A 22,759-nucleotide genomic window follows, 5' to 3' on the forward strand; every position below is an offset into this window, starting at 1 on the left:
CCGAAACACCGTTCACTACGATCGTTGTACAACGCATGGTGCCATATGATGGCCGGGTGCCACCACCCAACGAACAGCGGCGGGCGCAACTCGGGGACGCCGCCATCGAGCTGCTCGTCGAGTCCGGAGTCCACGGGGTCACCCACCGGGCCGTCGACCACAGGGCCGGGCTGCCGGCCGGCACCGCGTCGAACTACTTCCGCTCCCGCGAAGCCCTGCTCGTGGCGACGGCCCGGCGCGTGATCGAGCAGCACCAGGCCGACATGGCGCAGGCGGCGCAGGGCCCGACCGCGCCCGGCCCCGACGGCCGCGCCGGTGACCCTGACGGCCGCACGCTCGCGATCGAGCTCATCGCCGGTTCCCTCCTGCTCGCGGCGGGCCTGCACCGCAAGAGGTATCTCGCGATCTTCGAGCTGCGCCTGGAGAGCCTGCGCCGCCCCTCGCTGGCGGCGGCGATGGACGACCTGATGGCCGCGATGGCCGCGTTCACCGGCGACCACCACGCCGAGGTGGGCCTGTCGATCCCGCCGGCCGCGATCCCGGCGATGCTCGTGATGTACGGCGGAGCGCTGTTCGCACTGGTGACCGGCCCGGTCGAGCTGGTGACGCCGGAGGCGGTCCGGCCGCTCGCCGTCGCCATCGTCGAAGGGGGTCTCGCCTCGGGAGGCGACGCCGGGAGGGACGTTTCGGCTCGCTGAGGCCGGCGTCCCGGCATTTCGCCGGGCAAGTGCGAAATATCGCCCGCCCGGTGAGGATCGGTTTCTAACCTTGAAGAATGGAACCGTCCTCGGCCGGGTCGAGCCGTCGGTTCCGGACGCGGCTGTATCGCGGCGGCGCGTGCGTATTGCAGGATTTCGCGCCCGCCGAGATCCCCGAGCACCTGGCGGATCCGGCCTCGGTGGTGTGGCTGGACCTCTGCCGGCCGACCTTCGCCGATTTCGCCATGCTCGAACCGGAGTTCGGGTTGCACGAGCTGGCCGTTGCGGACTGCCTGCAAGGGCCGCAGCGCTCGAAGCTCGACCGCTACGCCACCCATCTGCTGCTCAGCGCGTATGCGGTGGAGCTCGGCACCGGGCCCACCTCGCTGATCTTCACCGAGGTGACGGTGTTCATCACCGAGCGCGCCCTGATCACGGTGCGGCGGGATGAGGGCTTCGACATGGCCCAGGTCGTGGCCCGCTGGGACGCCGCTGCCGATCTCGCCCCGCACGGCGTCGCGTTTCTGCTCTACGGGCTGCTCGACCACATGGTCGACGGCCACCTGTCGGCGGTCCACCGGCTCGACGAAGACATCGAGGGACTCGAGAAGCTGCTGTTCGACGAACACAGGTCCCAGATCCAGGAGGTCCAGCGCCGACTGTTCCAGCTGCGGCGGAACCTGGTCGAACTCCGGCGGGTGGTGCTGCCGATGCAGGACATCCTCAGTTCACTGCTGCACCACCGGCTGCACGTCGTCGACCAGACGATGGAGCCGTACTTCCAGAACGTCTACGACCACGTCATGCGGGCCGACGAGTGGAGCGCATCGCTGCGGGATCTCGCCTCGACGACCGTGGAGAGCAACCTCATCATGCAGGCCAACCGCATCAACATGGTCATGAAGCGGGTGACCAGCTGGGCGGCGATCATCGCGGTGCCTACCGCGATCACCGGCTTCTACGGCCAGAACGTGCCCTATCCGGGCTTCGGCACCCGCCTCGGCGTCGTGGTGTCCACCGCGCTCATCGCGATTCTGTCGGTTCTGCTCTACACCCTGTTCAAGCGCAAGGACTGGCTCTGACCGCAGCACCCGGGCGGAGCGGGGACGACGTGGCCCGGCCGCGGCGGGCGCCGGGTCCGGGGGGCGCCGCGGGCGGGCCGCCCGCGGGGGCCCCCGTACCGGGGCCCCGCCGCGGCCGGCCCTCCCCCGTCAGCCCGTGGGGAAGTTGTCCGCGGTCCGTATGCGCTCGCGCACCCAGACCCCGGCGGGCTTGAGCCTGCCGGTGCCGGCGTACGGGCCGGTCCCGCAGGTCCCCGTGGTGAATACGGCTCCGGTGCGGAAGTCGTCGCTGAAGTTCCAGTTCGTCCAGCTGATCTTCTTGGCGGCCATCAGGTCGAGGTATGCCTGCGCCTGGGTGAAGTTGTTCGGGCCGTCACCGGAGGCCTCCTGGGTGCCGAACTCGGTGACGAACATCGGGATCTGGTCCGCCGCCCGGGACAGGGCGTTGAGGTAGCTGCTGCCGTGGGAGGCGGCATAGAAATGGAAGGTGTACATGATGTTGGTCGCGTTCACCTTGTTGTTGATCACTTCGGTCTCGCTCGCGCCGTCGGACAGGCCCAATGACGACCAGGCACGGGTGCCGACCAGCACGACGGCGTCGGGGTCCTGGGCGCGGATGGTCGGGATGATCTGCTCGGCGTAGCTCTTGATCGCGGCCCAGCCGACGCCGTTGGGCTCGTTGGCGACCTCGTACAGGATGTTGGTCTTGGCGGCGTGCCGCTGGGCGATCGCGGTGAAGAAGGTGCGGGCCCGGGTGAGGTTGTAGTTCGGGTCGCCCGGGGTGAGCATGTGCCAATCCACGATGACGTACATGCCGCGTGCGGTGGCCTGCTCGATGTAGCCGTGCACCCGGTCGGTGAACAGCTGCGGATTGGTCTCGTAGCCGCCCTCCTGGATGTACATCGACACCCGCAGCACGTCGGCGTTCCAGTCGGTGGCCAGCGCGTTGAGCGAGGCGTCGTTCACGCACTGCGGATACCACTGAATGCCGTGCGTCGACATGCCGCGCAGCTGGATCGGCTGGTTGTACCGGTTGCACAGCTTCACGCCGCAGACCCGCAACTGCCCGTTGACGGCGACCGGCGTCGTGCCGGTGGGCGGGCTCGGCGAGGCCGACGGGCTGGGCGGCACGGACGGGCCGGTGCCGTACACGTCGAACTCCCACAGCGAGTAGCCCCACTCGGTGGCCCGGGCCGTGCCGTACACCCGAACGTAGCGGCCGTCGGCGTTCAGGCCGGAGATCGCGTCGGTGCCGCCGTTGCCGGTGGTCGTGCTGTAGACGCTGGTCCAGGCCGTGCCGTCGGCCGAGACCTCGATCCGGTACGCCGTCGCGTAGGCCGCCTCCCAGTTCAGGTCGACCCGGGTGATCGCCGACGGCGCACCCAGGTCGACGCGCAGCCATTGCGGGTCGACGCCGGCCGCGCTGGCCCACCGGGTCGTGGTGCTGCCGTCGACCGCATTGGCCGCCGGCAACGTCGCGTCCTCGGTCGATGAAGCGCTCACCGGCTTGCCGCGCGACAACAGCGTCTCGGTCGGCGCGGCATTCACCTCCACGTCCAGGTAGTCCAGGTTGGCGGTGCCCTGGGCGGTGGTGGCGGCCACGCGGACGGTGTTGGCACCTGCCGCGAGCAGCGTGCTGACGGTCTTGCCGGTCCAGGTGGTCCATCCGGCGGTCGCGTTGAAGGCGCTGGCGGCGGCCACGACGGTGCCGTTGACGATGATGTCGGCGGGGCGGTTGGCGCCGCTGCCGTTGGCGTACCGGATGGTCAGGGTGGCGTTGCCGGCGCTGGGCACGGTCACCGACCACTGCACGGCCGAGCCGGTCACGTTGTCGGTGTTGACGAAACCGGTGCCGGAGAACCCGGCGTGGTTGGACTCGGCGACCCCCTGCGAGATGGTCGCCGACTCGGCCTCGTACCGGGTGGGCGCGGCCCAGGCCGGGATGGTCGCGCCGACGGCGAGCACGATGAGCGCCACCAGCGACGCGACGACGGCCGCGCGCCACGGCCTGCTGAGGATGTTCATGCACGGTCTCCTTGTTGCAGTTCGTCGGGAAGCGTCCGGAGCAGCGGGCCCGGGGCAGGACGCCCCGGACCCGCACCGGTCAGGAGGCGAAGCGCAGGCGCACGATGACGTTGTTGAGCACCGTCGGCGTACCGCCGTTCATGTCGTTGTTGGTCGAGGTGAGCCAGAGCCCGCCGTCGGGGGTCTTGACCACGGTGCGCAGCCGGCCCCAGGAGCCGTTGAAGAACGCCCGCGGCGTGTCGGTGGTGTTCCCGGTGATCCGCATGACCCACAGCCGGGTCCCGCGTACGGCGGCCAGGTAGATCCAGTCGTTGACGATCTCGATGCCGCTCGGCGAGGCGGACGCGGTGCTCCACGTCCGCACCGGGTTGACGAAGCTCGGGTTGCTGCAGGTGCCTTCGCAGGTCGGCCACCCGTAGTTGGCGCCCGGGGTGATGATGTTGAGTTCGTCCCAGGTGTTGTCGCCGAACTCCGACGACCACAGCCTGCCCTGGGAGTCCCAGGCCAGGCCCTGCGGGTTGCGGTGGCCGAGGCTGTAGACCCGGGTGCCGAACGGGTTGCCCGGCGCGGCCGCGCCGGTGGTGGTGACCCGCAGGATCTTGCCGTTGAGCGAGTTGAGGTTCTGCGCCCGGCTGCTGTCCTGGCCGTCGCCGGTGGTGATGTAGATGTAGCCGTCCGGGCCGAACTTGACCCGGCCGCCGTTGTGGAACCGGTTCTTGGCGATGCCGGTGACCAGCGCCTCGCGCGGGCCGATGGCCCCGTTCTCGAACTTGAACCGGACCAGCCGGTTGTCCGACGCGGCCGTGTGGAACGCGTACACCCAGTGGTCGGTGGCGAAGTTCGGGCCGACGGCCAGGCCCAGCAGACCGCCCTCGCCGGTGGTGGTGACCGCCTCGGAGATGGTGCCGACCACGGTCTTCTGCCCGGCCAGGGTCACCCGGACGATCTCGAACCGGTCCCGCTCGGCGACCAGCGCGCTGCCGTCGGGCAGGAAGGCGATCCCCCACGGCAGGTCGAGCTGGGTGTTGACGTTCCGGTCGAAGACCGGATCGCCGCCGCCCGCCTGCGTCGAGGTGGTCACCGCCAGCGTGGCACTGGCCGGGGACGTGTTGCCGTTGGCGTCATAGGCGAGCACCGTGTACTGGTACGTGGTTCCCGGCGCGAGGCCGGTGTCCGACGCGGTCAGGTCGGGCACGTCGGCGATCTGGGTGCCGTTGCGCGACACGCGGTAACCCCGCACGCCGACGTTGTCGGTGGCGGCGTTCCAGGCCAGCGTCACTGTGCTCGCGGTGACGCCGGTGGTGCGCAGGTTGCCCGGGGTGGTGGGCGGCTGGGTGTCGGTGCTGGGCGGGGTGGTGACCGCGAGGTTGTTGCTGCCCTGCGACGGGTTGCCCGCCGCGTCGTAGGCCAGCACGCTGAACACGTATGAGGTGTTCGGCTGCAGGGTCAGCGTGGCGGTGAGGATGTTGCCGCCGACCTCGGCGACCACGTTGCCGCCGTTGTAGACGACGTACCGGGCGACGCCGACGTTGTCGGTGGCGGCGTTCCAGGCCAGGTCGACACCGGTGGGGCGGACCACGCCGACGACCCGCAGGTTGCTCGGCGCGGTGGGCGGCTGGCTGTCGGACGGCGCGGTGACCCGCAGCCGGTCGAGGTTGGGCCCGCCGTTCACGGTGGTGGCCGCGACCCGGATCGTGTTCGTCCCGGCGGTCAGGTTCGCGGTGACCGTCTTCTCCGCCCAGGTCGGCCAGGCACCGGTGCCGGGGAAGGACAGCCCGGGCGCGGCCGGTGTGCCGTTGACGGTGATGTCCATGGGCCGGTCGATCGTGGTGCCGTTGGCGTACCGGAGCGTCAGCGGGTAATTTCCGGCGGCGGTGACGGACACGGTGAACTGCACGTACGACCCGGTCACGTTGTCGTAGTTGACGAAACCCGGGCCGGTGTAGCCGGCGTGGTTGGACTCGACGACGCCCTGCGAGATCGACGCGCTCTCGGCCTGGTAGTCGGTGTACGCGGGCGGCGGCCCGGTCGCCAGGTTCCACTGCTGGCTGCCCAGATTGGCGATGCAGGTCCAGAGGTGCAGCTTGGCGGCGTCGGCGGTGCCGCCGTTGACGACGTCGAGGCACTTGCCGGTGACCGGGTTGACCAGCGTACGGGCCGAGGTGCTGTAGGACCACTGCTGGTTGGGGTTGGTCGCCGAGCAGTCCCAGATCTGCACCTTGGTGCCGTTGGCGTTGACGCCGCCCGCGACGTCCAGGCACTTGCCGCCCAGCGCGCGGATCGTGCCGTCGGTGCCGACGGTCCAGGTCTGGGCCGCTGAGGCGTTGCAGGTGTAGATCTGCACCTGGGTGCCGTTGACCGTGCTGGCGGACGGGATGTCGATGCATTTGCCGGACGCGACACCGGTGATCGGGCCGACGGTGTCGGCCGCGGCCGGAGCGGCGGCGACGACCTCGATGGTGGCGGCGACGCAGATCGCGGCGGCGAGGACCGCGATGCGCCTGATCGGCGGGGAGTTCATCGGGAGCTCCGTTCCCTGGCGGTCGGCTCCGCGAGACGGAGGCCCGGGGGCTCGGGCGGCGGACCGCGTCGCGAGACCGGCCAGGAGTGTTAGTTAAGTTAACTTATAGACCGTGAACCATATTTGCTCTCATGACTGCGGTCAAGTCGAACAGTCCGAAATGGCATGCTTGCGCGGCAGCCGCGACGAGTGTTGACGCATTCGCGTTCACCAATTTATGATGTGCACCTTCGGCGACCAGCAAGCGCTTTCCCCCCGTCCGTCCCCTTCCCGGGAGCGCCCACATGAGACGCCGTCGAAGCATCCTGCCTGCCATCGTCACGCTCGCCGCCCTCGTGCTGTCGACCTCGGTCGCCGGCCCCGCCTCCGCCGCACCCCGCTTCCGGGTGCTGGTCTTCTCCAAGATCACGAACTTCTACCACGACTCGATTCCCGCCGGCGTGGCCGCTGTGCAGCAGCTCGGGGCCGCGCACAACTTCGAGGTCGAAGCGACGACCGACGCCGCCGCGTTCACCGACGCGAACCTGGCCCGGTTCGACGCGCTGGTCTTCAACAACACCAACTCGACGCCCGCCTCCGGAGCGCTGCTCAACGCGTCGCAGCGGCTCGCCCTGCAGAACTTCATCCGCGGCGGCGGAGGCTGGGCGGGCCTGCACGCCGCGTCGGCCAGCGAACGCGACTGGGCCTGGTACGACGGCCTGGTCGGCACGATCTTCGACTACCACCCGGACTTCACCGCGACCGGCGGGGTGTTCCCCGGGCGGATCAAGGTGCTGGACCGCGCGCATCCGTCCACTCGAAACCTTCCTGAGCTGTGGGAACACAGCGAGGAGTGGTACAACTGGAAAACAAACCCGACCGGCCGGGTGCACACCCTCGCGCAGATCAAGGTCCGCGACGGCATCTCCGGCCTGGACGAGGGTGTCGACCACGCGTACTCGTGGTGCCAGAACTACGACGGCGGCCGGTCCTGGTTCACCGCCGGCGGGCACAGCATCGCGTCGTTCAGCAACGCGCTGTTCCTCGACCATCTGCGCTGGGGCATCGAGTGGGCCGCCGGTGCGGTCGCCGGCGACTGCAGCGCCACCCAGAACGGGCAGTTCCAGCGCGTGCCGCTGGTGAACGCCGACCTGGCCGACCCGTTCGAGCTGGCCGTCGCACCCGACCGCCGCGTCTTCTACATCCAGCGCACCGGCGCCGTGAAGGTGATCGACCAGACGACCCTGGCGGTAACCACGCTGGTCGACTTCGCCTACACCCCCGCCCAGACCAGCCAGTCCGACGGACTGCTCGGCCTGACCCTGGACAACGGCTTCGCCACCAACAACTGGCTCTACCTGCTGTGGTCGGACAAGACACTCAACCAGCTCAACCTGTCGCGGTTCACGGTCACCGGCTCGACGATCGCGCTGAGCTCGGAGAAACGGCTACTGACCATCCCGACGCTGCGCGGGGAGGCCCGCGCCAACTCGCACATGGGCGGCTCCATCGCCATGGGCCGGGACGGCAACCTCTACGCCGCGATCGGCGACAACACCGACCCGTTCGAGTCCAGCGGCTACACCCCGATCGACGAGCGGGCCGGACGGCGGGCGTTCGACGCCCAGGGCACCTCGGGCAACACCAACGACCTGCGCGGCAAGATCCTGCGGATCCGGCCGCAGGCCGACGGCACCTACACCGTTCCCACGGGCAACCTGTTCGCGCCCGGCACGGCCAGGACCAGGGCCGAGGTGTACGCGATGGGCTTCCGCAACCCTTTCCGGATCACCGTCGACCCGCACAGCAACGCGGTCATGGTCGCCGACTACGGCCCTGACGCGACCGCGGCCAACGCCAACCGCGGCCCCGAGGGCACCGTCGAGTTCAACCGGGTCACCAGCGCCGGCAACTACGGCTGGCCGTACTGCATCGGCAACAACACCGCCTTCAACGACTACAACTTCGCCACCAGCACCTCGGGGGCTAAGTTCAACTGCGCCGCCCCGGTCAACAACTCGCCGAACAACACCGGCCTGACCAACCTGCCCGCCGCGCGCGGCGCCCTGGTCTGGTACGCCTACTCGGCCTCCGCCCAGTTCCCCGAGGTCGGCACCGGCGGCGGCGGCCCGATGAGCGGCCCCGTCTACGACTACGACCCCGCCAACCCGCGGGTCTCGAAGTTCCCCGAGTACTTCGAGGGCAAGTGGATCGTCTACGAGCTGACCCGCCAGTGGTGGAAGACGCTGTCCCTGCACCGGACCGCGCAGACGTTCACCGACCCGCGCTTCGGCCCCACCAAGGTCGGCGCGCTGCAGTCCATCAACGGCATCTTCGCGGGCATGAGCTGGATCCAGCCGTTCGAGGCCGAGTTCGGGCCCGACGGATCGCTGTACGTGATCGACTTCGGGGCCGGGTCCGGCAGCGGGCGCGGCGGCTCCAACGAAGGCGCGGGCATCTACCGCATCGACTACGTGGCCAACGGCCTGCCGCCCACCGCGAAGATCACCGCGAGCCGGGACAACGGCCCCGCGCCACTGGCCGTCACCTTCTCCAGCGCCGGATCGGCCGGGGCGACCGGCTACGCGTGGGACTTCGACGGCAACGGCACCACCGACTCCACCGCCGCCAACCCGTCCCACACGTACACCGCCAGGGGCCGGTTCAACGCCCGGCTCACTGTCACCGGTGCCGGTGGACTGACCGCGGTGGCCAGCACCGAGATCACCGTCGGCAACACCCGCCCGACCGTCACCATCAACGTGCCGAACGGCGGGTTCTTCGAGTTCGGCGACCGCATCCCGTACACCGTGACGGTCACCGACCCGGAGGACGCGGCCATCGACTGCAGCCGCGTCGTCGTGCAGACGCTGCTCGGCCACGACTCGCACGCCCACCCGCTGGACAACTACGTCGGCTGCGGCGGCACGCTGATCACCGAGTCCGGCGGCGGCGACGGCCACGGGCCCGGAACCAACCTGTTCACCCTGATCAGCGCCCAGTACACCGACGCCGGCGCGACCGGGGCACCCGCGCTGGTCGGCTCCCTGCAGGTGGAACTGCAGACCCGCAGCATGGAGGCCGAGCACTTCGACGCCTCCTCCGGCGTGAGCGTGCTCGACCGGGCGACGGCGCAGGCGGGCCGGCGGCTCGGCGACATCGACAACGGAGACTGGATCAACGTCGGCCCGGTCAACCTGCAGAACATCAGCGGCGTCGTGGTCGGGGCCAGCTCCGCGGGCACCGGCGGCACGATCGAGTTCCGCAACGGCTCCCCCACCGGCGCGCTGCTGGGCACGGCGACCATCCCGGTCACCGGCAGCTACGACGCCGTCGTGTCGCCGACGGTAGCGCTGACCAATCCGGGCGGCACGTTCACGCTCTACCTCAGGTTCGTGAAGTCCGGGCAGACCGGCGACCCCGACATCATGGCGCTCGACTGGCTGCGCTTCAACGGCCGCGGCGTGAAAGCCGAGACGGGCGCGACCCTGTCGGTCACGGCCACGCCCACCACCGGCACGGGCCCGCTGACCGTCGCCTTCAACAGCACGTCCACGGCCCCACCGGGACGCACCATCGTGGACCGCGAGTGGCGGTTCGGTGACAACACCGCCACGGTCCACGCCGCGTCGGCCAGCCACGTGTACACCCGCAAGGGCACCTACACCGCCTGGCTGACACTGACCGACAGCGCCGGCGCCACCCACTCCGGCAGCGTGGTGATCACCGTGAACTGATGCTCGGCCGCCGGCGGCCTCCAGCATCACGAGGCCGCCGGCACGGTGCCGGCCCGGGCGCCGCCCGGCGTCGGCTCAGGGCCAGTGGTGAAAACGCCCGCACGCGCTGCACTGCTCCGTGGTCCGGCGTACCAGGCCCAGCTTGTCCAGCGTCCACTCATCGGTGATCTTCTCGTCCTCGGCCAGCAGCAGGATCCGGGTGAGCAGGCACAAGGTCGAGCGGTCCCGACCGTCGACGATCGGGAAAAGCGCCCGGTGCGGGGTGTCGCCGAAGACGTACGGCAGGTCGCAGGGGTGTCGGCGCGAGCCGACCGTGACCGCCTCCGTACCGAGGTGCACCCGGTACACCGCGCGCGAGCCGTTCACCACGACGGTGTCGCCGTGCCGGGTGATCCGCTTCGCGTCGTCGCCGAGCACCGCGGCCAGCAGCTCGGCGCGGGCCCGGGCCAGGCCCGTCGGATAGTCGCCGACGCTGCGGCGTCCCACCCACGCGGTCCGGTCCAGGTCGCGCATCGCCTCGGAGAAGACCGCCGCGGGCACCGCGTCGGCGGCGACGGGGGCGTCGGCATCGCGGAACTCCAGCCGCGTGAAGGCGACGTCGCCCGCGCCCCAGCACCCCGCCGCGACGACGTGCAGCACGGCGGTCCGGGTGCCGAACTCCCTGGTCGCGTACGGCTGTGCGCCGTCGTGCACCGACCAGCCGCGGACTGTCAGTTCCCGGGCCGCCGCGTCGCCGCCGATCACGCGGTCGGACAAGCGGGTCGCGGCTCCGGCGGCCTCCTGCGGTGTCGGGGCGTACCACTCGCGGAACAGTTGCGGCACGGGCTGGCACAGCCTGCGCCGGGCCGCCTCGGCCTGCCAGTCGCCCAGCAGACCTGCGACGGCCAGGGCAGCCGGATGCGCCGCCGTGACCGGGCCGGTGACGTCCACGTCGTCGAGCAGCCCGAACCGGCCGCCCGCGTCCTGCCACACCAGCAGCGGCAGCAGTGCGGTACCGGCCGGGGTGGCGCTCAGCCGGGCCAGTTCCGCGGGCGGCAGCGGCGTGCCGGTGGTGACGAGGCGGTGCAGCATCGTACGCAGCCGCTCGGTGTGGCCACGCAGCAGTTCGTGCTGCTCGCGAAGAGGTTCGATGCCCGGGTCCTCGCGTACGGCTTTGGGCATCGACTTCAGCACGCGGGCGCCCTTCACCGCGACGATTGCCGGTTCGGAGCCGTCGAACCCGACCGTTGCCGTGTACGGCCCGACGGCCAGCGGCGGCGGCACCGGCGTGGGCCGGTCGGCCTCCCCGGCGGCGTCCAGCGCGGCCGCGTCGGCGAACCCGCCGACCTGGGCCAGGTGTTCCAGCCCGACGTTCACGGCGGCCGCGTGCTGACGGCGGCGCTCCTGCATCTTCATGCCGCGCCGGTGCACCTCACGCAGCGCCACCCAGCGGTCCAGCACGGTCTCGCCGTCGGCGAGCGGCAGCATCCCGTACGCCGTGATGCCCACCGGCGAATCCTTGCCGACCCGCGTCATGATCGGCCTACGGCGCAGGCCGAGCGCTGCCGCGACCACGTCGTTGGTCGCCAGTTTCAGCAGCCGGCCCAGGTCTACGTCGCGGGCCTCGGCGGCGGCCGCAAGGATCGCCGCGCGGTCGTTGCGTACCACCCGGTTGACCGCCTGCCCGGACTGGATCAGGCGCAGCAGGCGCTCGGCGCCCGCCAGGCCGAGCAGCGGCAGCAGCGCCTGCGCGTCCCCGGCCGCCAGGCGCAGCGTGAACGCCTGCTCCTGCCGTTCGGTCGGCGCGTCGCGCAGCAGCTCGATCAGCTGGGTGCGCTCGGCGGCGGTCAGCTGTGCCGCGCCCAGGTGCCGGGCGACCCGCCAGTTGCCGGTGAAGTCCAGGGCCCACCGCACGAACCGCAGACCGCGCGGCCTGGGCCGGATCAGCACCCGGTCCCAGTCCACGTCCGGCGCGTGGATGAGCTGCCACACGTGTTCGTCCCAGGCGGGCCGGAACCGGTCGCCGGTGGCGGCCGCGACGACCGGATCGGCGGGGTCGACCAGGTCGCGGATCAGGTCCTCGTCGGCGACGACCCGTGCCACGATCTCGTCGCCCAGCTCGCCCGCCGCTTGCAGGGCGTCGAGCAGCAGCGCCCACGACGCGTCCTGGATCCGGCCGAGCGGGGTGAGCGCGACGACCCGCAGCACCCGCAGGTCCCCGGCGTCGAGCGCGGCGTCGACCAGCGGGTCCAACTGCCTCTCGTGAAAGGACCTCTCGTCCAGCAGCTTCGACAGCGCCTGCATCCGTGCCGTGGTCGGCCAGGGCGCGTCGAGCACGTCGGCCGGGTCGCCCGGATCGGCGAGCGGGAACGCCTCGTCGTAAAGCCGGTTCATCTCCTGCTCATCGGCGTTCACCAGGGTGTCGCCGTCGAGCTGGCGCAGCAGGTGCCCGGCCGTCTCCCGCATGGCGGCGAGGTCTGCCGCGGCCGCCGCCTTCCGTGCCCGATGGATCAGCGCCATCAGCGCCAGCGCGCCGCCCGGGTGCTCGAACATCGTCGTCCTCCGCATGTCCACGCCTGGTTCTCCGTGATCGCCGAGCAGACCCTAGAGTGCGCCTGCGACAGGCGACCGGGCCGCCCGCTGTTCACATCGCGTCGGTGCCTTGAGGAGCCGGTGCCACGGCGGGAGCCGGGTCGCGGCGCATCGCGCGAACGACGAAACCGAGTGCGATCACCGAGTACATCGGATATCCCACCTCGCGCACGTCGAGGGCGTCGCCGATGTGCCAAGTGGCCGGATCGAGGCCGAAGTTGTAGTCGACGAGCGCGAACAGCAGCCACAACGGCGCATACGCCCGGTCGAGGGTCCCACCCGGCTCGGCGTCGAACCCGGTCGACGGCATCAGCTGCACCAGCACCGCGACATCGGCGACGGCGATCGCCCCGAGCACCCCGACGATCCACGCTGCGCGGAGCTGTCCACGGCGGGCGAGCAATGCGGCGGCGACCAGCACGACCGTCAGGCCCGCCAGCCAGACCAGGCCGCCCTCCCACTTGCCGAACCCCTTGTCCCATTGCAGGATCGCGAACACCACGGCCGGGACGAGCGCGGCCAGGACCGCCGACCAGCCGCCCGCCCGCAACGGACCGGCGAGCCGGTACGCCGCCGCAGCCGCCAGCCCGGAGACGACCACGGCAGCCAGCAGGTAGACGTAGTCCACGTCGGCATGGTCCATCGTCCGGTCGCCGCTGAGGCCCCACAGGAACACGAAGGCGATCACGCCGATCACCAGCAGCGCCGTGCACACCACCGGGGTGAGGACGAGCCCGGCGATCTTTCTCGGATTGACGTCGGCCATGCCGCATCGTGCCACGCCCGCGCGTTGCGCGGTGCCCTCCCGGTCGGCCGATCCGCGGCTCGCGTCACGGCGAACCCAGGGTTTCGCCACCGCTGACGCCCGTCGTGGGCCCGGGAATCGTCCCCCGGGCCCACGTCGACGCGCTACCGGTTCGACACGCGGAAGGCGTTGCCGTCGGGATCGGTCAGCGCCGTCCAGCCGGCCTCGCCGGTGTCCGCGCGCTTTGCGCCCAGTGACAGCAGGCGGTCCACCTCCGCCTGCACCTCGCCGACCGCGGTGAGGTCGAAATACAGCCGGTCCTTGGCCGGCCTCGACATATACGGCGGGCCACCCCACGTGATCTTGGGACCGCCCTGCGGGGACTGGATCGCGGTCTCCTGGTCCTGGTCCCAGACCAGCGGCCAGCCCAGCGCCGCACTCCAGAAGTACCCGACCTCCGGCGTACCGTCGCAGGACAGCGCACCGATGAACCCGCAGCCGTCGAGGAACCTGTTGCCGGGCTCGATGACACAGAACTCGTTGCCCTCGGGGTCGGCCATCACCACGTGGTCCGCGTCGGGGCCCTGGCCGACGTCGATGCGCCGGCCGCCGAGCTCCAGCGCCCTGGCCACCGTCGCCTGCTGTTCCTCCAGGGAGCCGCTCGTCAGGTCGAAGTGGATCAGGTTCCGCTCGGTCTTCTCGTGCTGCGTCGGCACGAACCGGATCCGGATTCCGAGGTCGTCACCGGGCAGCAGCAGCACGCCGTCGCGCGGGTCGTCGACCAGCTGCCTGCCCAGCACTCCGGCCCAGAACCGCGCCAGACCCAGCGGTTCGATCGCATCGAAGCACAGCGCAAACAGTTGACTGGTCATTGTCCTACCCATCTTCACCGATCGATCGCCACCGACAGCACGCGTTGTCAGCCGCTCGAACGGAAGCCTATGGGCGGGTGGACGCCGCCGCAGCCGAGTATTCGGCGACGCACCGCCGCCGACGTCCACCCTGAGGCCGTCGCCGAAGCCGATCAGGCGTTCACCCGACTGCGCTCGGGAACGGGTGCCGAGTCGTAGTCGCCCGGACGCGGGCCAGGCGATCAGCCGTCGTGGGGATCCGCCGCTGATGAATCGCCGAGCTGCAACCGCTCTCGGAGCCGTCGCGCTTCGCGGCCGCGATACACGCGAAGAACGCTCTCGAGCGTGTCACGTACGTCCTGGTCGGGATGATCGGCCAGATAGGCCAGTTCCTCGGCGCCGCCACGGCGACCCTGGCCCAGGTCCGAGAGCACGTCGATGATCTCGTCGGCGGTGGTCGCCGTCCGCAGCCGCGCCATCAGTTCGCTCTTCGGCTTCGGCGGCTCGTCGTAGGGGAACCGGCGGCGCAGGCCGGCGACCCCGTACCCGCCGCGCTGCTGGCAGGCCGGACACAGGCAGGGCCGCCGGCCATGGGCCGCGGGCAGGTACCGCCAGCCGACTCCCTGCGGGACGTCACGGATCCGGCGTACCTCGGCGGCGGTGACCGCGCGGGGCACGAACACCTCGTAGCCGCGCGGATCAGCGAGCTCGCGCACCGTCGCGACGGCCTGTGCGGCGGTGACCCGGCGTGGTTCGGTTCCGTAGTGTCCGACGGTCACCGGCTCGTCGTCCGGCAGCCGCAGATGAACCGCCATCAGCACGCCCGCGTGCCAGCGCCGGAGCTCACGCACCCATTGGTAGGTGAGCGTGAACGACGGCAGCACCGGCATGCAGTACACACCGCGGTCGCCGGCCCGCCCGTGGCTGCGCGCGGCGATTCCCGAACGCTCGACCCGTCGAGCCGACCGCTCCCCGGTGATGTGCACGAACTCCGCCATGCCGGGGATGGTAGCCAGCCCGCGGATGATGATGCCCGCGAGTTTCGCGCACCCGACCCGCGGGACCGTGCACCTTCTGGCTACACGACCAGCGGGCCTGACACCCACGCGCGGGTCCGGCACACTGTTCGCCATGATGCGGGGGCATGATCCCGGGCGGTGGATGGCGGCCGGGCCGGTCGTGGGGACGGTGTTGGGCACCGTCGACTCGGTGGTGAACCACGTGCCGAGGTGGCTCGGCGAAGGCGGCATGGCGCGCGCCGAGCGTGGCGGCTGGTCGCAGGCCGCCGAGTTCGCCAGCCTGGCTCTCGACGCCGGGTGGTTGTGGGCCGCGACGGCCGTGCTGGTGGGCTGGCTGGCGAGCCGGGAGGCACGACCCGTCGCGGGGATGCTGCGCGGTGCCGTGGCGGGGACCCTCGCGCTGGTGTTCGCCACCACCGCCTACTTCTACTGGGACGCGCTCTTCGACGGCGGCCCATGGTGGTCCGTGTTCTGGCTGATCGGCAGCGTGGCGGTCGGCCCTGTGCTCGGGGTCGCCGGCGCGCTGATCCGGCGACCCGGCCTGGTCGGGACACTCGCCGCCCTGCTCGTGCCTGCGGGCGCCGCGCTGCAGATGGTGGTGCTGCCGCCGCCGCCGGAAAGCCTGATGGCCCAGCCGATGCGGCTGACGGTCTGGGTGTCGGCAGCGGCAGCCGCCGTGTTGATCATCCGCGCGGCCCGGGCGGACGGGGCTGCTCGGGCCGCGGACGGAAGCGAGGAGCCTGCGGCGGTGCCACAGTGACCACTGTGGTCAGGCGACGTCGCGGCGGGCGGTGAAGGCGACAGCCGCCGACGCGAAGAGCACGGCGTACCCGGCCAGCAGTGTCGCGGCGCCCCATTGCGGCAGCCCGTCGGCGATCGAGGCGGGCAGCCGGCCGAGCGCGGTTCCGGCCGAGAACGGCAGGTAACGGGTCACGTCCCGCCCGGCGACCTGCCCGACGATGCCTTCGACCAGCGCGAGCCACGCCAGCGAACCGGCGACCGCGACGGCGAGGTTGCGCACCAGCGCGCCGATACCCACGCCGATGGCGGCGAACGCGGCGTTCCATGCGACGTCACCGGCGACGGTGCGCCACAGCTCGGCGTCCGACCACGGCATGGTGTGCCCAGCCGCGGTCAGCCACCCCCAGGTGACGATCAGCGACAGCCCTGCACCGAGCACGGCGAAGCCCGCGCCGGCGGTGGTGGCCACGGCCAGTTTCGCGACCACGACCCGGCTGCGGCGAGGCGTGCCCAGGTACGTGTCGGTGATGGTCTTGTGCCGGTACTCCCCCGCCACCACGAGGATGCCCAGCATCAACGCGACCAGCGACGTCAGCCCGACATGCGCGACCGCGCCGGTCGCAGTCGCCGCCTGGTCGAGCGGCATGTTCGACAGCGGGCCGGCCGCGCCGAGGGTTATCAGAGCGAGCTGGACCGCGAGCAGGATCCACGGGCCGCGGGTGGTGCGCAACTTGAGCCATTCGTTGCCGATGAGCGTGAGCACGGGGCGGTCTCCTTCAGCGCACCGCGGCGGCGGCCGCGGGGTCGTCGTGGTCGGTGGTCAGCCGCAGGAACGCGTCCTCGAGCGAGCCGTCGCGGGTGTGCAGGTCGGCGAGTGGCCCGTCGAAGGTGAGCCGCCCGCGGGCGACGATGACGACGCGGTCGGCGGTCTGGGCGATCTCCGACAGCACGTGGCTGGACACGATGACGGTGCGGCCGGTGGCGGCCCGCTCGCGCAGCAGGTCGCGCAGCCAAGCCATGCCTGCGGGGTCCAGGCCGTTGGCGGGCTCGTCGAGCACCAGTACCTGCGGGTCGCCCAGGAGCGCGGTGGCCAGTCCCAGGCGCTGGCGCATGCCGAGGGAGTACCCGCCGACGCGCCGGCCGGCGGCGTCGGACAGGCCGACGTCGTCCAGGACCTCCTCCACCCGCGCGGTCGGCAGACCGGCGGTGTGCGCGGCGATGCGCAGGTGGTCGCGACCTCGGCGGGCGGGGTGGAATCCGGTCGCCTCCAGCACCGCGCCGACGGCCCGGCGCGGCTGCGGCAGGTCGGCGTACGCCCGCCCGCAGATCAGTGCCTGCCCGGCGGTAGGACCGACCAGGCCCAGCATCATCCGCAGAGTCGTGGTCTTGCCTGCGCCGTTCGGGCCGAGGAAGCCGGTCACCTGCCCGGCCGGTACGTCGAAGGTGAGGTCGTGCACGGCCCGCACCGGGCCGAAGTGTTTGCTCAGCCCGCGGACCGAGATGTCGATGGACGCCACATCGAGCCTTTCCACACGAGGCCGGGCATCCGTGTCCCGGCGGCAGGCACCACCATCCCCGCCGGCGGCAGGCCCTGTCGTCGCCCGGCCGCGCCATCTTCGGCGTACCGCAGGTGCGGTACGCCACCTACCACCGCCGGGCGACGCGGCCCGACCGCGCACCGCATAACCTGGTCCGATGACCGTGCTGGACCGGCTGCGCGCCGCCGCCGCACGCCGTCCGCACGCCGACATCGCGATCGCCGTCGTGATCTACACGGTCACGCTCGTCACGACAGCCGCCGGGCCGGCCGGCGCCCCCGTCGACCCGCACGGCCTGACCCTGGCCACCTTCACCTGCGGCGCGCTGGCCGCCCGCAGCTACCGGCCGTTCCTGGTGCTGCTGGTCACGACGGTCGGGGCCGAGTCGTACCTGCTGCACTACCACGACCACCACGGGCAGATGGTGCTGGCCGCGCCGCTGGTCGCCCTCTACACCGTCGCGGAGTTCTCCCACCGGCGCCGCCCGCTGATCGTCGGCGGCCTGGTCATGGCTGTGTTCGGGGGCATCCACCTGCTGGTGCGGCCCGCGACGTGGATCGGCGCCGAGAACATCGCTCTCGGCGCACTCGGCGCCCTGGCCGTCGCCGCCGGGACCGCATCACGGCACCGGCGGGCCTGGCTGGCCGAGGCTCAGGCCGCCGCGGCGCATGCCGAAGCAGACCGCGAGGCCGAAGCCGCCCGCCGCGTCACCGAGGAGCGGCTGCGCATCGCCCGGGAACTGCACGACGCCCTCGGCCACCACCTCGCCCTCATCCACGTCCAGGCCGGTGTCGCCGCCCACGTCCTCGACCAGCGCGCCGACGTGCCGCTCCCCCGGCAGCAGGCACGCGAGGCGGTGGCGCACATCGCCACCGCCAGCAGGACCGCGCTGGCCGACCTGGCCGACACGGTCGGGCTGCTGCGTCAGCCTGACGACCTGACCCCGGCCGTCCAGCCGGCAACCGGACTCGACGGCATCAACGACCTGCTGCGCGCCTTCGAACGGCTCGGGCTGACCATCACGGAACACACCCTCGGCACACCCCGGCCGGTACCCGCCGCCGCCGACCTCACCGCCTACCGCATCGTGCAGGAGTCCCTCACCAACGTGTGCAAGCACGCCGGCCCGGTCGCGGTCGTCGTGCGCTGGACCTACCTGCCGCAGACCTTGCACGTGACCGTCGACAACGCCGCCGGCCGGCAGTTGCCCGAACCCGGCGCACGCGGCGGCGAGGGACACGGCCTGACCGGGATGCGCGAACGCGTCGGCGCCCTGGGGGGCGCCTTCACCTCGGGACCGCTGCCCGACGGCGGGTTCCGCATCACGGCCGCGCTGCCCCTGGCGGCCGGAGCGCCCGCGTGAGCATCAAGGTCATGCTCGCCGACGACCAGCCACTGGTCCGGGCCGGGTTCGCGTTCTTCGTCGACACCGCACCTGACATGCTGCTCGTCGGCCAGGCCGGCGACGGCGCACAGGCCATCGAACTCGCACGGTCCACCGTGCCCGATGTCGTGGTCATGGACATCCGCATGCCGGGCCTCGACGGCCTGGCCGCCACCGCCCACATCACCGCCGACCCTGCCCTGGCCGCCACCCGGGTGCTGATCCTGACCACCTTCGAGCTCGACGAGTACGTCTACACCGCCCTGCGTGCCGGGGCCGCGGGCTTCCTCGGCAAGAGCACCGAACCCGCCGACCTGCTCGAAGCGATCCGCACCGTGCACCGCGGCGACGCACTGCTGTCACCCACCGCCGTCAAATCCTTGATCAGCCGGTTCCTCACCCAGCCCGCACAGACCTCAGCGGTCACCGATGGGCGGCTGGCCGCACTCACCGACCGGGAACGGGAGGTGCTGGCCCTGGTCGCCACCGGGATGAGCAACGACGAGATCGCCGTTCGACTCGTCGTCAGCCCGCACACCGCCAAGACCCACGTCAACCGGGCCATGACCAAACTCGGTGCCCGCGACCGCGCCCAGCTCGTCATCGCCGCGTACGAAAGCGGCCTCGTCCGGCCCACGGCGCAGGTCGCCTCACCGCCGCCTGGCCCGCCAGGTCGGTGAAGCGTCTGCAGTCCCTTCACCGCGCAAGGCCTGCGGGCGGTCGGGCCAAGCGGCGGCCTGCGGACAGGAGGCGCACCCATCCACGATCATGCGGGCTGGAACAGCTCCACCGGGTTGCCGGCAGGGTCGTCGAGCACGATCTGCTGCCCGCCAGGGCCGGTGACGATGTCGTTGCGGAAACTGACCCCGGCAGCGCGCAGCCGGTCGGCCTCGGCGGCGATGTCCTCGACGATGAGGTGGATGCGGTTCCAGCCGCCCGGGGCGGGGATCCTGCCGTCGGGCATGGGCCGCCCGGCCGAACTCGTCGGCCCGGACAGCAGCAGTCGCAGGTTGCCGCGCCGTACGTCCGCGAACGCCGGAGGGAAGGCGGTGCCGACGGTGAAGCCGAGGTTGCCGGTGTAGAAGTCGACGGCGGCTTGCACGTCGTCGACCAGGTAGCGAACGTGGACGGTCGGGTCGGCGGGGCTGTTCATGGCTCCTCCAGGGATATCGGGATCGCGAGGGTGTGCAGCAGGAAGCCGACCCGGTCGGACAGCTCGGCCGCCACCCGCTGAAACGCCGGGTAGCCGTCCGGATCACGGGCCGGGTCGGGGATGCTCCAGTGCGCGTACGGCGGACGTCCGCCGAACTCGGGACAGACCTCCCGGATTCGGTCACACAGGGTGATGACCTGGCTGAAGGTCTCACCGGCGTAGGTGTCCAGGTGTTTGGGCCGGGCCCCGGTGAGGTCGATGCCGTATTCGGCCATGACCGCAGTCGCATGGGGATGAACGGGTTTCGGATGGCTGCCCGCGCTGTAGGCGTGCACCGTGGTGCCGGATCGATGGCGCAGGAACGCCTCGGCCATCTGGGAGCGAGAACTGTTGCCGGTGCAAAGGAACAGGACCCGTGCCCCGCCCTGGACGGCCGGCGCGGCCGGTGCCTGCGGTGCGGCGAGCCGCAGCGCGGGGTGCAGCGCGCCCCCGGTCGCCGCCAGCAGTGCGCCGCACCGGGCGAGGTCGAGGCGATAGTAGGTGTCGCGGCCGTCGGCGCTGCTGCGCCGACCGGTGATCAGGCGGGCCTTGCGCAACCGTCCGAGGTGGTACGACACCAGATTCTGCGGTTGGCAGACCCGCTCGGTCAGCTCTCGAACGTTGCGGTCGCTCGTGGCGAGTTCACCGATCAGGCGCCAGCGCACCGGATGCGCTGCCGCTTGGAGGAACTCGGGTACCTGGTCGAACGACTCGCGCTCCACCCCCCGACGATACATCAAATCCATTTGATGTATCTGCCGATTCGCGGGGCCCGCCGCGCCGGCGGTGGGCGAGCCGTCGAGGTCAGCGGTTACGTGGGGCCACCAGGCCGGTTTCGTAGGCGATGACGACGAGTTGGGCGCGGTCGCGGGCGTGGAGTTTGGCCATGGCGCGATTGACATGGGTTTTCGCGGTCAGCGCGCTGATCACCATGTGTTCGGCGATCTGCTCGTTGGACAGGCCCCGCGCCACCAGCGTCACAGCCTCGCGCTCGCGGTTGGTCAGCCACCGCAGGCTGCTGCCGGCCTCCGGCTGGCGCGGCTCGGTGACGTACCGGTCGATGAGCTTGCGGGTGATCGACGGGGCGAGCAGCGCGTCGCCGCGGGCCGCGACGCGCATGGCGTGCAGGAAGTCCACCGGCTCGATGTCCTTGACGAGGAAACCTGCCGCCCCGGCGCGCAGCGCGTTGAAGACGTGTTCGTCGATGCCGTAATTGGTGAGGATGACCACGTGGACACAGGCCAGGGCCGCATCGGCGGCAATGTGCCGGGTGACTTCGATGCCGTCCATGACCGGCATCTGGATGTCGACGAGCGCGATGTCGGGCAGGTGTCGTCTGACGAGTGCCAGGCCTTCCTGCCCGTCGGCGGCTTCGGCCACCACCTTGATGTCGTCCTCGGCGTCGAGGAGCGCACGGAATCCGCTGCGAAGCAGCGGCTGGTCGTCGACGAGCACGATGCGGATCATGGTGTGTGGTCCACGGGGAGTTCGGCCTGGACGGTGAAGCCGCCCTCCCTGCGCGGTTCCGCGCGTAGACGCCCACCCAGGGCGGTGACCCGTTCACGCATCCCGAGCAGGCCGACCCCGGGCGGCGGGGCGGTGTGCGGAGTGGCGTTGCCGTCATCGTCGACCCGTATCGCAAGGGCGCCCGGACGGTATTCGATCCGCACCGAGGCCCTGGCCGCGTCGGCGTGCCGGACGACGTTGGTGAGCGACTCCTGAACGATCCGGTAGGCGGTCCGGTCCACTGCCGCCGGCACGTCGTGGCGTTGTCCCTCGACCGTCAACGTTGCGTCCAGGCCGGTCGCGCGGGCCCGTTCGACCAGCTCCGGAAGGTGGCCGAGCCCGCACGGCGAGGCCGTTCCGTCGTCTCGCAGCGCCGACAGGGTTGCTCGCAACTCCCGGGACGCCTCACGACCGGCTTCCTCGATCGCCAGCAGTGCTTCGGGCACCTGCTCGCCACGCTTGCGGGCCAGGTGGACGGCGACCGCGGCCTGGACCTTGATGACCGAGATCTGGTGGGTGAGCGAATCGTGCAACTCCCGCGCGATGTGCAGCCGCTGCTCGTCGGCGCGCCGACGTGCCGTCTCCTCCCGGGTCCGCTCGGCTTCGTCGGCCCGCCGCTCCGCCTGCCGCAGCGCTTCACCCGCGGCACCCGCAGCCACCAGCCAGGCTATTTCCAGCGCGCCACGGGACCGGGCAAGCGCCTCGCTCACCGACATGTCCGGCGACATGGCGAAGACCGCGAGCGGGAGGGCGGCCAGCATCGACACGGCCGCCACCACGGTGACGATGCGGTGACCCGCACGCACGGCGGCGTACACCGCGAACAGGAACGCGACGGCGGGCACGTCGAAACCGAGCGCCTGGTAACCCGCCGCGCACAGCCCGGTGACGGCCAGGACGGCCACCGGAGCCCGGCGGCGCGCGGCCAGCGCCAGGCCACCGGCCACCAACAGGCTGTAGCCGACGGGGTCGGCATCCATGGCGGAGCGGTTTTCGGACAGCCCGGCGACCAGCAGTGTCGCGGCCACACCCACCGCCACAGCCCAGTCTTTGACACCGGCCGGCACGCCGGACCGTCCCGTGTTCATCCGCCGAACTGTAGCCGGTGGGGTGGGCCGGGCGAGTCCTTCCCGCGCACGAGCGGCCGCATACCGCAGGCGCAGCAGTTCTCCGGCGCCTGCGGCATCCGCG

Annotated in this window: 18 protein-coding genes and 1 pseudogene; 6 read left to right on the forward strand and 13 right to left on the reverse strand. The window is 71.4% G+C overall.

Annotated elements, in window-relative coordinates; genetic code table 11:
• The first annotated feature begins 56 nt into the window (after nt 1-56).
• Together FLL47_RS22395 and FLL47_RS22400 are read left to right on the forward strand one after the other, a co-directional pair.
• Nucleotides 57-698 carry a TetR/AcrR family transcriptional regulator gene (locus FLL47_RS22395; RefSeq protein WP_144122519.1) on the forward strand — a complete coding sequence of 214 codons (642 nt, stop codon included), beginning with the start codon at nt 57-59 and terminating at the stop codon, nt 696-698.
• A gap of 77 nt (nt 699-775) precedes the next feature.
• A complete protein-coding gene (locus FLL47_RS22400) occupies nt 776-1,780 on the forward strand; it encodes a magnesium transporter CorA family protein (protein WP_144122520.1) in 1,005 nt (334 codons plus the stop codon).
• Nucleotides 1,781-1,909: 129 nt separating this feature from the next.
• On the opposite strand, the gene FLL47_RS22405 is transcribed toward FLL47_RS22400, so the two are convergent.
• The 3 genes and pseudogenes from FLL47_RS22405 to FLL47_RS22410 all read right to left on the reverse strand — a co-directional run bounded on the left by FLL47_RS22405 (nt 1,910) and on the right by FLL47_RS22410 (nt 6,305).
• On the reverse strand, nt 1,910-3,262 hold the full coding sequence (locus tag FLL47_RS22405; protein WP_425457750.1) for a cellulase family glycosylhydrolase: 1,353 nt from the start codon (nt 3,260-3,262) through the stop codon (nt 1,910-1,912).
• Between the two features lie 57 nt (nt 3,263-3,319).
• Nucleotides 3,320-3,784 (reverse strand): annotated as a pseudogene (locus tag FLL47_RS44155) (CBM35 domain-containing protein); the annotation flags it as partial.
• 79 nt (nt 3,785-3,863) lie between these two features.
• Nucleotides 3,864-6,305 (reverse strand): PQQ-dependent sugar dehydrogenase, encoded by a 2,442-nt coding sequence (locus tag FLL47_RS22410; protein ID WP_144122522.1) that lies wholly within the window; start codon nt 6,303-6,305, stop codon nt 3,864-3,866.
• Nucleotides 6,306-6,589: 284 nt separating this feature from the next.
• On the opposite strand from FLL47_RS22410, the gene FLL47_RS22415 reads away from it, so the two are divergent.
• A complete protein-coding gene (locus tag FLL47_RS22415; RefSeq protein ID WP_144122523.1) occupies nt 6,590-10,021 on the forward strand; it encodes a ThuA domain-containing protein in 3,432 nt (1,143 codons plus the stop codon).
• Nucleotides 10,022-10,096: 75 nt separating this feature from the next.
• Here the strand turns inward: FLL47_RS22415 and FLL47_RS22420 are convergent, their stop codons facing one another.
• The 4 genes from FLL47_RS22420 to FLL47_RS22435 all read right to left on the reverse strand — a co-directional run bounded on the left by FLL47_RS22420 (nt 10,097) and on the right by FLL47_RS22435 (nt 15,186).
• Nucleotides 10,097-12,553 (reverse strand): DUF4132 domain-containing protein, encoded by a 2,457-nt coding sequence (locus FLL47_RS22420; protein ID WP_144122524.1) that lies wholly within the window; start codon nt 12,551-12,553, stop codon nt 10,097-10,099.
• Between the two features lie 91 nt (nt 12,554-12,644).
• Nucleotides 12,645-13,358, reverse strand: a complete 714-nt coding sequence (locus tag FLL47_RS22425) for a hypothetical protein (RefSeq protein ID WP_144122525.1) — start codon at nt 13,356-13,358, stop codon at nt 12,645-12,647.
• Nucleotides 13,359-13,501: 143 nt separating this feature from the next.
• A complete protein-coding gene (locus FLL47_RS22430; protein WP_144122526.1) occupies nt 13,502-14,209 on the reverse strand; it encodes a VOC family protein in 708 nt (235 codons plus the stop codon).
• A gap of 221 nt (nt 14,210-14,430) precedes the next feature.
• A complete protein-coding gene (locus FLL47_RS22435; RefSeq protein ID WP_144122527.1) occupies nt 14,431-15,186 on the reverse strand; it encodes a HEAT repeat domain-containing protein in 756 nt (251 codons plus the stop codon).
• A 133-nt stretch (nt 15,187-15,319) separates the two neighbouring features.
• Here FLL47_RS22435 and FLL47_RS22440 point away from each other — a divergent pair, with 133 nt between their 5' ends.
• Nucleotides 15,320-15,967, forward strand: a complete 648-nt coding sequence (locus FLL47_RS22440; RefSeq protein ID WP_144122528.1) for a DUF6518 family protein — start codon at nt 15,320-15,322, stop codon at nt 15,965-15,967.
• Between the two features lie 9 nt (nt 15,968-15,976).
• Here FLL47_RS22440 and FLL47_RS22445 read toward each other — a convergent pair whose 3' ends face one another.
• Nucleotides 15,977-16,711: an ABC transporter permease gene (locus FLL47_RS22445; protein ID WP_144122529.1), complete on the reverse strand. Its 735-nt coding sequence runs from the start codon at nt 16,709-16,711 to the stop codon at nt 15,977-15,979.
• Nucleotides 16,712-16,724: 13 nt separating this feature from the next.
• Nucleotides 16,725-17,465: an ABC transporter ATP-binding protein gene (locus tag FLL47_RS22450; protein ID WP_425457746.1), complete on the reverse strand. Its 741-nt coding sequence runs from the start codon at nt 17,463-17,465 to the stop codon at nt 16,725-16,727.
• Between the two features lie 178 nt (nt 17,466-17,643).
• On the opposite strand from FLL47_RS22450, the gene FLL47_RS22455 reads away from it, so the two are divergent.
• A complete protein-coding gene (locus FLL47_RS22455; RefSeq protein ID WP_144122531.1) occupies nt 17,644-18,849 on the forward strand; it encodes a sensor histidine kinase in 1,206 nt (401 codons plus the stop codon).
• Nucleotides 18,846-19,550 carry a response regulator transcription factor gene (locus FLL47_RS22460; RefSeq protein ID WP_144122532.1) on the forward strand — a complete coding sequence of 235 codons (705 nt, stop codon included), beginning with the start codon at nt 18,846-18,848 and terminating at the stop codon, nt 19,548-19,550. Before FLL47_RS22455 ends, FLL47_RS22460 begins: the two co-directional genes overlap by 4 nt.
• A gap of 86 nt (nt 19,551-19,636) precedes the next feature.
• Here FLL47_RS22460 and FLL47_RS22465 read toward each other — a convergent pair whose 3' ends face one another.
• From FLL47_RS22465 to FLL47_RS22480, 4 genes are all read right to left on the reverse strand, one after another.
• Complete coding sequence (locus tag FLL47_RS22465; protein ID WP_144122533.1) at nt 19,637-20,023, reverse strand: VOC family protein; 387 nt, start codon at nt 20,021-20,023, stop codon at nt 19,637-19,639.
• Nucleotides 20,020-20,784 carry an arsenate reductase/protein-tyrosine-phosphatase family protein gene (locus FLL47_RS22470; RefSeq protein WP_246158423.1) on the reverse strand — a complete coding sequence of 255 codons (765 nt, stop codon included), beginning with the start codon at nt 20,782-20,784 and terminating at the stop codon, nt 20,020-20,022. Before FLL47_RS22470 ends, FLL47_RS22465 begins: the two co-directional genes overlap by 4 nt.
• An 82-nt stretch (nt 20,785-20,866) precedes the next feature.
• Nucleotides 20,867-21,529, reverse strand: a complete 663-nt coding sequence (locus FLL47_RS22475) for a response regulator (protein WP_144122535.1) — start codon at nt 21,527-21,529, stop codon at nt 20,867-20,869.
• A complete protein-coding gene (locus tag FLL47_RS22480; RefSeq protein ID WP_144122536.1) occupies nt 21,526-22,656 on the reverse strand; it encodes a sensor histidine kinase in 1,131 nt (376 codons plus the stop codon). Before FLL47_RS22480 ends, FLL47_RS22475 begins: the two co-directional genes overlap by 4 nt.
• Between the last annotated feature and the right edge of the window lie 103 nt (nt 22,657-22,759).

The sequence above is a fragment of the Catellatospora sichuanensis genome (genome assembly GCF_007483665.1).
Lineage (GTDB): Bacteria > Actinomycetota > Actinomycetes > Mycobacteriales > Micromonosporaceae > Catellatospora > Catellatospora sichuanensis.

Excerpts from the sequence above, each read along its gene's own strand:
- FLL47_RS22415 (WP_144122523.1), top strand. The coding sequence starts at position 6,590 with ATGAGACGCCGTCGAAGCATCCTGCCTGCCATCGTCACGCTCGCCGCC.
- FLL47_RS22480 (WP_144122536.1), bottom strand. The coding sequence starts at position 22,656 with ATGAACACGGGACGGTCCGGCGTGCCGGCCGGTGTCAAAGACTGGGCT.
- FLL47_RS22410 (WP_144122522.1), bottom strand. The coding sequence starts at position 6,305 with ATGAACTCCCCGCCGATCAGGCGCATCGCGGTCCTCGCCGCCGCGATC.
- FLL47_RS22400 (WP_144122520.1), top strand. The coding sequence starts at position 776 with ATGGAACCGTCCTCGGCCGGGTCGAGCCGTCGGTTCCGGACGCGGCTG.
- FLL47_RS22435 (WP_144122527.1), bottom strand. The coding sequence starts at position 15,186 with ATGGCGGAGTTCGTGCACATCACCGGGGAGCGGTCGGCTCGACGGGTC.
- FLL47_RS22420 (WP_144122524.1), bottom strand. The coding sequence starts at position 12,553 with ATGTTCGAGCACCCGGGCGGCGCGCTGGCGCTGATGGCGCTGATCCAT.
- FLL47_RS22475 (WP_144122535.1), bottom strand. The coding sequence starts at position 21,529 with ATGATCCGCATCGTGCTCGTCGACGACCAGCCGCTGCTTCGCAGCGGA.
- FLL47_RS22465 (WP_144122533.1), bottom strand. The coding sequence starts at position 20,023 with ATGAACAGCCCCGCCGACCCGACCGTCCACGTTCGCTACCTGGTCGAC.
- FLL47_RS22440 (WP_144122528.1), top strand. The coding sequence starts at position 15,320 with ATGATGCGGGGGCATGATCCCGGGCGGTGGATGGCGGCCGGGCCGGTC.
- FLL47_RS22430 (WP_144122526.1), bottom strand. The coding sequence starts at position 14,209 with ATGACCAGTCAACTGTTTGCGCTGTGCTTCGATGCGATCGAACCGCTG.
- FLL47_RS22455 (WP_144122531.1), top strand. The coding sequence starts at position 17,644 with ATGACCGTGCTGGACCGGCTGCGCGCCGCCGCCGCACGCCGTCCGCAC.
- FLL47_RS22425 (WP_144122525.1), bottom strand. The coding sequence starts at position 13,358 with ATGGCCGACGTCAATCCGAGAAAGATCGCCGGGCTCGTCCTCACCCCG.